The 8,112-nt window shown below is 42.6% G+C and carries 8 protein-coding genes; 1 reads left to right on the forward strand and 7 read right to left on the reverse strand.

Translation table 11 applies throughout. The features are described 5' to 3' along the window. Window positions 1-35 precede the first annotated feature (35 nt). The 7 genes from ACE1CC_RS23610 to ACE1CC_RS23640 all read right to left on the reverse strand — a co-directional run bounded on the left by ACE1CC_RS23610 (window position 36) and on the right by ACE1CC_RS23640 (window position 6,978). Window positions 36-2,366 (reverse strand): WD40 repeat domain-containing protein, encoded by a 2,331-nt coding sequence (locus ACE1CC_RS23610; protein ID WP_413272886.1) that lies wholly within the window; start codon window positions 2,364-2,366, stop codon window positions 36-38. Window positions 2,367-2,828: 462 nt separating this feature from the next. Then, on the reverse strand, window positions 2,829-3,056 hold the full coding sequence (locus ACE1CC_RS23615; protein ID WP_413272887.1) for a hypothetical protein: 228 nt from the start codon (window positions 3,054-3,056) through the stop codon (window positions 2,829-2,831). 13 nt (window positions 3,057-3,069) lie between these two features. Then, entirely contained in the window at window positions 3,070-3,735 is a 666-nt protein-coding gene (locus ACE1CC_RS23620) for a DUF6753 family protein (RefSeq protein WP_413272888.1), read from the reverse strand. Continuing rightward, entirely contained in the window at window positions 3,725-4,612 is an 888-nt protein-coding gene (locus tag ACE1CC_RS23625; RefSeq protein WP_413272889.1) for a hypothetical protein, read from the reverse strand. The genes ACE1CC_RS23620 and ACE1CC_RS23625 overlap by 11 nt, the downstream gene beginning before the upstream one ends. A gap of 5 nt (window positions 4,613-4,617) precedes the next feature. After that, a complete protein-coding gene (locus tag ACE1CC_RS23630) occupies window positions 4,618-5,367 on the reverse strand; it encodes a P-loop NTPase family protein (protein ID WP_413272890.1) in 750 nt (249 codons plus the stop codon). 11 nt (window positions 5,368-5,378) lie between these two features. After that, the gene (locus ACE1CC_RS23635) at window positions 5,379-5,834 is read right to left on the reverse strand and encodes a hypothetical protein (RefSeq protein ID WP_413272891.1); all 456 of its coding nucleotides are present in this window, start codon (window positions 5,832-5,834) and stop codon (window positions 5,379-5,381) included. Then, complete coding sequence (locus ACE1CC_RS23640) at window positions 5,827-6,978, reverse strand: hypothetical protein (RefSeq protein ID WP_413272892.1); 1,152 nt, start codon at window positions 6,976-6,978, stop codon at window positions 5,827-5,829. Before ACE1CC_RS23640 ends, ACE1CC_RS23635 begins: the two co-directional genes overlap by 8 nt. 301 nt (window positions 6,979-7,279) lie before the next feature. Here ACE1CC_RS23640 and ACE1CC_RS23645 point away from each other — a divergent pair, with 301 nt between their 5' ends. Further along, the gene (locus ACE1CC_RS23645; RefSeq protein ID WP_413272893.1) at window positions 7,280-8,005 is read left to right on the forward strand and encodes a hypothetical protein; all 726 of its coding nucleotides are present in this window, start codon (window positions 7,280-7,282) and stop codon (window positions 8,003-8,005) included. Window positions 8,006-8,112: the final 107 nt, after the last annotated feature.

Genomic DNA, 8,112 nt, shown 5'->3' on the forward strand with positions numbered 1-8,112 from the left:
CTAAGCTAACACCTGGCTGAAATATTCCTAAAATGCTAATTAGAGTCTGCTTCCACCTTGGAAGAAGATGGAGACACAGATAAAGTGAGAACAGCTAACTGTTTACCGTTGATGTTCCAGATACGGGAAGTACCGTCATCAGATGCGGTAATAACTTTTTGTCCATCGGGGCTGAAATTTGCACTTCTAATAATGTCTTGATGCCCTTTTATTTCCGCTAGGAGTTTGCCGGATAAGTCCCAGATACGGGCAGTTTTATCACTAGATGCTGTAACAATCCGTTTGCCATCCGGACTAAAACTGGCACTGTATACAAAACCTTGATGTCCTTTCAGTTCAACTGGCTGTTGGTCGATCGACAAATTTGATACCCATACACGAACATTAGAAAAGTAAAAATCTGGAAAGGAAATCATCACTAAGTTCTGTCCATCAGGACTAAAAGCGGTTTTGAACAGACCTAACTGACCTTTTGGGAGTTGCTTTGGAAGTTCGGTTAGTAACTTGCCAAACAAATCCCACACTTGGATGGTTCCATCAATAGATGAAGTAAAAATGCGCTGTCCATCTGGACTAAAATTGGCATTCTGGAAACGTGGATAATGCTCTGAAAATTCTGCTAACATCTTGCCAGATGTATCCCACAAGCGAAGGATGCTATCACCAGATATAGTGACGATTAATTTTCCATCTGGGCTAAAGCTGACAGTCGTAACACCAGAATCAATAATTGCACCCGTAATCGAGTCATTTTTTCCTTTGAGAAGAGCTAGCTGTTTGCCAGACGTATCCCAAATCCGAGCGCTTCTGTCAGATGACATAGTGACAATTAATTTTCCATCTGGGCTAAAACTAGCACCATTCACACTGTTTAAATGTCCTTGAAGTTCCGCTAATAATTTGCCAGAAATATCCCACACACGGGCAGTTTTGTCAGATGATGCAGTCACGATATAGTTTCCATCTGGGCTAAAGCTAGCACTGTTGACACTACTCGGACGTACTGTAAGAATTGCTAGCTGTTTTCCAGAGAAATCCAACAAGCGGGCGGGGTCTTGAGAAAATATAACAACAATCTGCTGTCCATTTGGACTCAAACTTGCTTCGCTAATACTGTCAATCTTCCCTTGGAATGACGCTAGCTTGTTGCCGGATAAATCCCACACATCGACGGTTCTGCCATCATTTACAATTACCATGCGCTGTCCATCTTGACTGAACCTAACATCGAAAACTCTTAAATAATCTTTTTCAAGTTGGACTAGCAATTTGCCTAAACTATCCCACACGCGGACAGTACCATCTCTAGCTGCAATGACAATTCGCTTTCCGTCGGGGCTTAAAAAGACTCGATCGAAACCTGGTTCATTTCCCTCAAGTTGAACTAGCAACCTGCCTGAAGTATCCCATACGCGAGCAGCACCGCTAGTCAATGCACCGAGTATACGCAGCCCATCTGAACTAAAATAAGCACTTGCAATACCAGTATCTCTAATTTGGACTAGCAACTTACCAGAGCTATCCCATACATGGACGATACCTTCATAAGAAGATGTGGTGAGAATCCGTTGTCCATCCGGGCTAAAACTGGCACTGGTGACTCGACCCTGATTTCCTTGGAGAACGGTTAGCAGCTTGCCAGAGGTATTCCATACACGGGCAGTCTGGTCAGCGGATGCAGTGACAATACGTTGTCCATCGTTACTCCAACTAGCACTCCAGATAATATCCCGATGTCCTTTTAACTCAGTCAGCAGCTTGCCGGAAGTATTCCACACCGCCACAATACCGTGCTTCGATACTGTGAGAATCTGTTTGCTATTTGGGCTAAAAACCGCACTCGTAATCTGATGTCGATCTCCTTTGATTTGAGCCAGTAACTTGCCGGAAGTATTCCACATTCCCACAGTACCGTCTTCGTTAACTGTGAGAATCTGCTGTCCATCTGAGCTAAAATTTGCGCTTTGGGCAACGAACGGCAAACCTGACGTTGGTCGATTGTATTCTACTTTTGGGGAAGAGGAGGCTTCAGGGAACCGAAGTTGGGCTAGGTGATTGTCAGATGAATACCAAAGTCGGACGGTGTTATCACCCGATGCTGTAATAATCTGTTTGCCATCTGGGCTAAAACTGGCACTGAGATTATAGCTCTGATGCCCTTTAAGTTGAGTTTTTTGTGCGAAGTAATCAACAAAGCTGCCGGATACAGCAGGATTGGCGACGCGATTTTCGTCTAAATTTTGATTATTGGCAGTTTGCGCGATCGCCTTTTCTATAACCAATGGTACTGAGATAAACCCAAAAGGCTCTGAAATAGTAGCCAGCAGTGTCATAAATACCGTTAAACCGATTTTTCGAGAACGCATAACTCGCACATCAGATAAACTACGTTACATATTGTGTTATTGCCGTTTTGAAAGCTTGAAATTGCATAGTCCAGTAGTTAGATTGTTTTCTGATTAGTGATATGTCTGGCATTTTTGGACTTATGCAAAAACCAACTGCTTGTGCGGCTAAGTACCCACTTCAAACGCGATCAATAAAGTAGTGATATCAGAAGTATTAACCACTCTCGCTGCGACACCTAAACCACCGTGCTCTTCGCTACTCAAATCGTCAGTATGTAAGATGATTATCCGCTTACATATATCTCTCAATTAGGGGAACTTATGCAAGAACCCCAGCAGTAGTCTGTCGAGATGCAGAAACGGTTGGTTTATCTTCTGTACAGAAATCATTTGCTTGAATAAGTGCGATCGCCCTGCTTAATTCCGCTTTTTGCGATCGCAGGCTTATTCAGCAAGCCCTAAATCGGGAGTTCGCTTTACTCAAACACTCAAACCAATCAAAGCGACAATTGCCACCACAACTCTTACAGTATCAGGAAGATTCACTCTGGGACAAACACCGATCGCAATCAACCCAAACAACACAGCACGCAGAGGCAAGAAAAACATAAGCACCATTGCCAAAATAGCCATACTCACTGTGAGCACCCATCCGCAAATATCCTGTACTCTCCCCAACACGCGCATCAACTTGCTTTCACTTTTCATCACATTTACTCCTTCATTTAACTGGTTTTACTCGCAATAAACAGTATTGAGAAACAGCTGCTTTCCCCTTTTCTTTAGCTACCAACGATTGTTGAGCAGCTAATTTGGTACAATTCAAATTAGCTAAACTTTCGGAATTCCAAGTCACAATATTCCTTGCCAATTGACCTTGCGGACTTTGCGCCCAGCGTAAACTTTCAGCTGCATCCATTGTGATTTTTTGTCCTGGTGCATAACCACCTTGTAACCAAATTGGAACTGCCATTCCACCTAAAAAACCCAATCCCATTGCCGCTACAAACAACCCAAAAGCAGGTAACATCAACGAAAGACGACTGCGTTCTTTGGCAGAACAATAAGCAATCAATCGGTCTACCATCTTGCGAATTTCGATTTCTTGACCCTTAGTAGCAGTACGCTTTGCTGTTTCTAATTGGTCGTGGATGGCTTCAGTCCACCTATCAAACAAACCATTCAGTTCGTGCGGTTTATCTTCTAAAATTACCTGCAATTGTCCCGTTGCTAACATCACTAGGAACAGGGGGTCGTTTGTCTTCAAACCATATTCAACTGCTACTGCTAGTACCCGCTTTTGATACTCAGCATCCTTATCTGCCAATAACTGCAACAAAGCATTTTCATTTCTGGCTTGTACGCCTTCTTTAAAATTAATCACCATATTCCACATCCTGCACTTGTTTACTTTTTTGACCGATTAGATTGCTATTCGTATCAAGCCATTTAGTTACCTCTACTTTCGAGTGTTTCAAAACATCCTCAAACTTGGCAGCATCATTCTGAGAAAGTTCTTCGATGACTTCTCCATCTAAGCTAGCGACCAGTATTGTCTGTCCGTCATTCTCAGAACGCAGTACAAAATATTCCTCTTGGGCGTGTACCGTAACAATGCCAAAAGGTGGCAGCATAAATTCTGTTGTTTCTTGTTCCTGGTATTCTTCCAAAACTGCGTCAATTAAAGTATCTTGAACCTTAAGACGTTCAGTTTCTGTCGCTAATTCGTTGGGTTGCTCTTCTTCAAAGTGATTAGAAAACTCTTCTTGTTCAACTTCGCGAATTAGCAATTCTCTTAACACATCTAGATGGGGAATCATCGCATTCCAATCAACCATTAATTTATTGTCAAACTTCATTGGCTGATCCTCACCAGATTCCCCATTAACGTTGTTATTACTATCATTTGCAACCGTCATATCTTTGGCTACCAAAGATGGTTCGAGATTGCTGGATGCCAGTATATCCAGAACGTATTGTGGGCTAAATACTCGGTCAAATATTGCAGATTGAGTGGTATACTCCTCTGACAATTGCAAGCTTTGATGAGGTGACAAACTCCACTGTCCATTAGTATTAATGTAACCGCTAATAACGAACTCTCCTTCTGCATGAGCTAAAAACCACTCTTTCTCAATTCCCATTACTATGAAGTTGGGATTAGTGGTTGGAAATACATACAGCCGTCCTAGATATTGTCCATCCTGGGTAACATCACAGTTGAGAGTCGCAGCGGTATCGTGTATCGGATTGATTTGGTACATTTGGCTCACTTACTAGAAGTTACTGCTTTTTCCTTCTCAGCTTTTTTAGGTTGCTTATCCGGTGTCCATAGTTCTGTAACCGCAATTTGCAAGTAGGAATCTTCCAGAAATGTCATCAATCGCTGTTGGGACATAATTGGCATCTTCTCTTCAATTTGAGGGTCATTGAATTTGAATTTGTTCGAGTCGATGAAATATCTATCACCTGGATACAGCAATGGAAAATCAATAACTTGCAAAGTCTTTTTGTACTTATCTTTCAATTCTTGATACTTAGATTCGCTTTCTAAAAAACTCCAGTCGTCCGTTTTCCCTAAATTTCGGACAAAAACGTGCAGCATTTTGTCTTTGTATTGCTCCATTGATTGATAGAATAACTCGATCGATTCAAATCCACCATCGCAGATAAACCACTTGCACACATCAACACCATACTTATCAGCCACATTTAGCAGTCTCCCCTTTGTAACCCAGTTATTTACCAAGGGAAATACATTAGCCGGAAGGTTAACAATTACTGCTTTTTCCCTAGCTAACTCAAAAATAATGTCAGCTTTATTTCCCTTGTTCAGAGCTTCGGAAAATTCTGCATCAACGGCATAGTCATAGAACCGCTTCACATCTTGATTGGTGATATCTGCATCTATCAAGGCGTGTTCTATCTTATTTTCAATACAATACTGCACCATAACACGGGCAAATAATGATTTGCCAACGCCGCCTTTTTCTCCATCAATTAAATGTATTCTTGCCATCAACTTTTCTCCTAATTAATAAATTCAAAAGTTTCGCTGTCGGTTGTGATTCCTGACAAATTCCAAGCTTGCGGGTCAAAATCATCCAATTCATCCACAATTTCATTCCGTGCTGCATCTGAAACTTTGGTTTGGTTGTAGTTTGAATTCGATATTGGAAAAGCACTGCACAAAACGCTGCCTACCCGCATTGGTTCTACATTTAAAGCAGCACATAAATACTTGAGTTGATTGGCAAAAGCTATTGCTGAATCTAGCAGTAGCAATTCCAAAGTTTCCTGCGAATAACTGCCCTCGCTGTGCAATGCTACTGGCATATAGTATGAAGTCAGGGCATTGATAATCATTGCTGTTTTGTCTTGATTTGGATGCAGCTTTTGATTCTGGATGTAACTGAGTAACTTTGCTTTATCCGAATCAACAGGTGGTTGATAACGCCAGGTCAAATCTTTTTTTCGGTTAGCCATTTACCACTGCCTCCTTTTCCTGTTCTTGCAACTTAGCCAGTGCCTTCACCTTGGCAGCGTGGTAAACTGACAGCGCCCATACATCTGCCAAGCGAGTACCCAACCATTGTTCGTTTAGGGATGTGGGGATTTCTACCCCGCCATGCCACGTTACAGGCGTTCCGGGAAATATCGCATTTAGTTCTTGGTGCAAATAATCTGCTGTGCCACCGCAGACAATAGCTTCGTCTAATTCACTACTGGGTGGCAACACTTCCTTTAACCATGAGGCAAGCGATGTTGCATACTCTGTCCTGGCAGATTCTACCGCAGATATTATTTTATCTATCTCGGTATCGCGGATCGATCGCTCGCTGCCCCTAACTAACTTAAGGAAATGTTGCGGTTTTGGATGATTTCCTGCTGCCAGTATCGCCGGAACTAATTGGGAGGATGTTAGTCCTGCCGTGCGTTCCATAACTAGCTCAACCATCCTAGCCATACCCAAGTTGGTTGTTTTACCTTTATCCAAGATGCCGCGACGGGATACCAGCAAGGAAGCATTGCGATAACCTACCATGACCAGCGCAACTATTTGACGCTTAATAGCTGCTTTGGAGTTTTTGCAGTACATCGCATAGATGCCACCACCTTCGGGAAAGCATTCGTAATTGGTTAAGTTTGCTTGGATTTCACCTGTAGGGGTATTAAAACCAGCCAGTGCTTCTTTTAGCATTGGTTTCAGCAGCGAGGAATCTTCAAACTCCCCCGGTGGCAACAGTAGTGCTAAGGATACGCGAAACGCTTCAGATAACTTATATTTCTGCTTCACCACCCAGATAGCTGCCAATGTCTTGTACAGTGCTAGTTCGTATTTTCTCGGTCGTAGCCCCTGTGCGGCACTATAATAATTTGCTGCCAGATATCCCACTGCTCGATATTCGTCACCAACTCCCACCCAAGCTACGTTCTCCGGGTAGGCATTGCTCAGGTTGTTTTCGGTTTTATCGATTAGCGAAAGGCGAGTTGCTTCAATCACCTCTGGCTCCATGTACAGGGCATGGGGAACGCCTCCTTTAACTTGTACAATTCCCTTGGTACCACTGCCACCAAAATCCAGAGTTAGCGTTATTTCGGGATAGGCTAGCTTTGTTAATCTGCCCATTGCATCTGTTCTCGATTAGTTGATTTTTAAGAATTGATTTCAACTTATCAAGCTATTCAATACTAGTTGATATGCCAAAAGTGATTTTTTCTTCTATCGCTTTTGACGTAAATGTAATTGGAGGGAATTCGAGCAGCTAATCAATTTGTTGTTAAATTGCAGTCCCCACCTGCTTCGGAACTACTACAACAGACATTCATGGTTTAAGAACGAAGCTCAGTGGCAAGAATTTTGCCACAGTTATCGCACAAATATTGTTGCTAAAACCAAGGCTAACCACTGTTCCATATAGAGTACTACCATGCCAACTAAATCAAAGCAACGTACAGTCCGCTTCGAGATGTTGCTAACATTTGATTTAACGCCTGTTCCCTGTTCCTGGGAAGTCAACCGTACTGCACCATCAACCGGACAAAAGCGCCGGATGATGCGAGAACAGGAACAGGATACACCAGCGCAACCTCCGGTGATTGACCAGCTTCAGGATGCTATAGAAGAAGCAATTGCAGTTACTCAAAACTTTACCAGTTACGTACAAGCATTAGAAGCTAGAGGCATAACAGTTGGGGCAAAAGTTACAAGAGAAGGGGTAGTAGATGGACTGCGTTATGAGATGTCTGGTGTAAGATTTGCTGCTAGTAAACTCGGTCATGCTCAAAAACCAACCATCCCCGGATTGCAAAAACGAGGCATCAGTTTTGAATTAGAAACCGATGCTCCTACCTTAGCTCGAATTGCATACAGCAATCAACGAAAAGACCATCGTTCGCCAGAAAAGATTGAGAAGTTAATTAAAGCTAACCCAGCCAACAGAAGTTTATTAATTCCAAGTCATCATCGTAGCCAAAGCTCATTCATTGCCACACTAGAACCCGACTACAACCTTGTTTTCAATGAATTAGAACCACTGTTGATTACTAATGGAGAATCAACAGCAACCGGATATGCAGCCAATAGAGAGGATTGGGAAAAGCGTCTGCTTTCGGCTGCTAGGCCTGACGGGGTGACAACTATGGCTAAAAGGTAGACCGGATAAGCATCTCGGCTCTTCGACCTCGCTGATAATAAGGTCGTTTATGTGGACTTAATGACATTAATTGAGCAGTTTGTTCATTCAATAAAGTCAAAGATTCC

The organism is Floridaenema aerugineum BLCC-F46 (assembly GCF_041929345.1).
GTDB classification, from domain to species: Bacteria; Cyanobacteriota; Cyanobacteriia; order Cyanobacteriales; family Aerosakkonemataceae; genus Floridanema; species Floridanema aerugineum.

What these genes read in the sequence shown, in the direction of transcription:
- ACE1CC_RS23630 (WP_413272890.1), bottom strand. Translation starts at nt 5,367, where the DNA reads ATGGCAAGAATACATTTAATTGATGGAGAAAAAGGCGGCGTTGGCAAA.
- ACE1CC_RS23645 (WP_413272893.1), top strand. Translation starts at nt 7,280, where the DNA reads ATGCCAACTAAATCAAAGCAACGTACAGTCCGCTTCGAGATGTTGCTA.
- ACE1CC_RS23640 (WP_413272892.1), bottom strand. Translation starts at nt 6,978, where the DNA reads ATGGGCAGATTAACAAAGCTAGCCTATCCCGAAATAACGCTAACTCTG.
- ACE1CC_RS23625 (WP_413272889.1), bottom strand. Translation starts at nt 4,612, where the DNA reads ATGTACCAAATCAATCCGATACACGATACCGCTGCGACTCTCAACTGT.
- ACE1CC_RS23635 (WP_413272891.1), bottom strand. Translation starts at nt 5,834, where the DNA reads ATGGCTAACCGAAAAAAAGATTTGACCTGGCGTTATCAACCACCTGTT.
- ACE1CC_RS23615 (WP_413272887.1), bottom strand. Translation starts at nt 3,056, where the DNA reads ATGAAAAGTGAAAGCAAGTTGATGCGCGTGTTGGGGAGAGTACAGGAT.
- ACE1CC_RS23620 (WP_413272888.1), bottom strand. Translation starts at nt 3,735, where the DNA reads ATGGTGATTAATTTTAAAGAAGGCGTACAAGCCAGAAATGAAAATGCT.
- ACE1CC_RS23610 (WP_413272886.1), bottom strand. Translation starts at nt 2,366, where the DNA reads ATGCGTTCTCGAAAAATCGGTTTAACGGTATTTATGACACTGCTGGCT.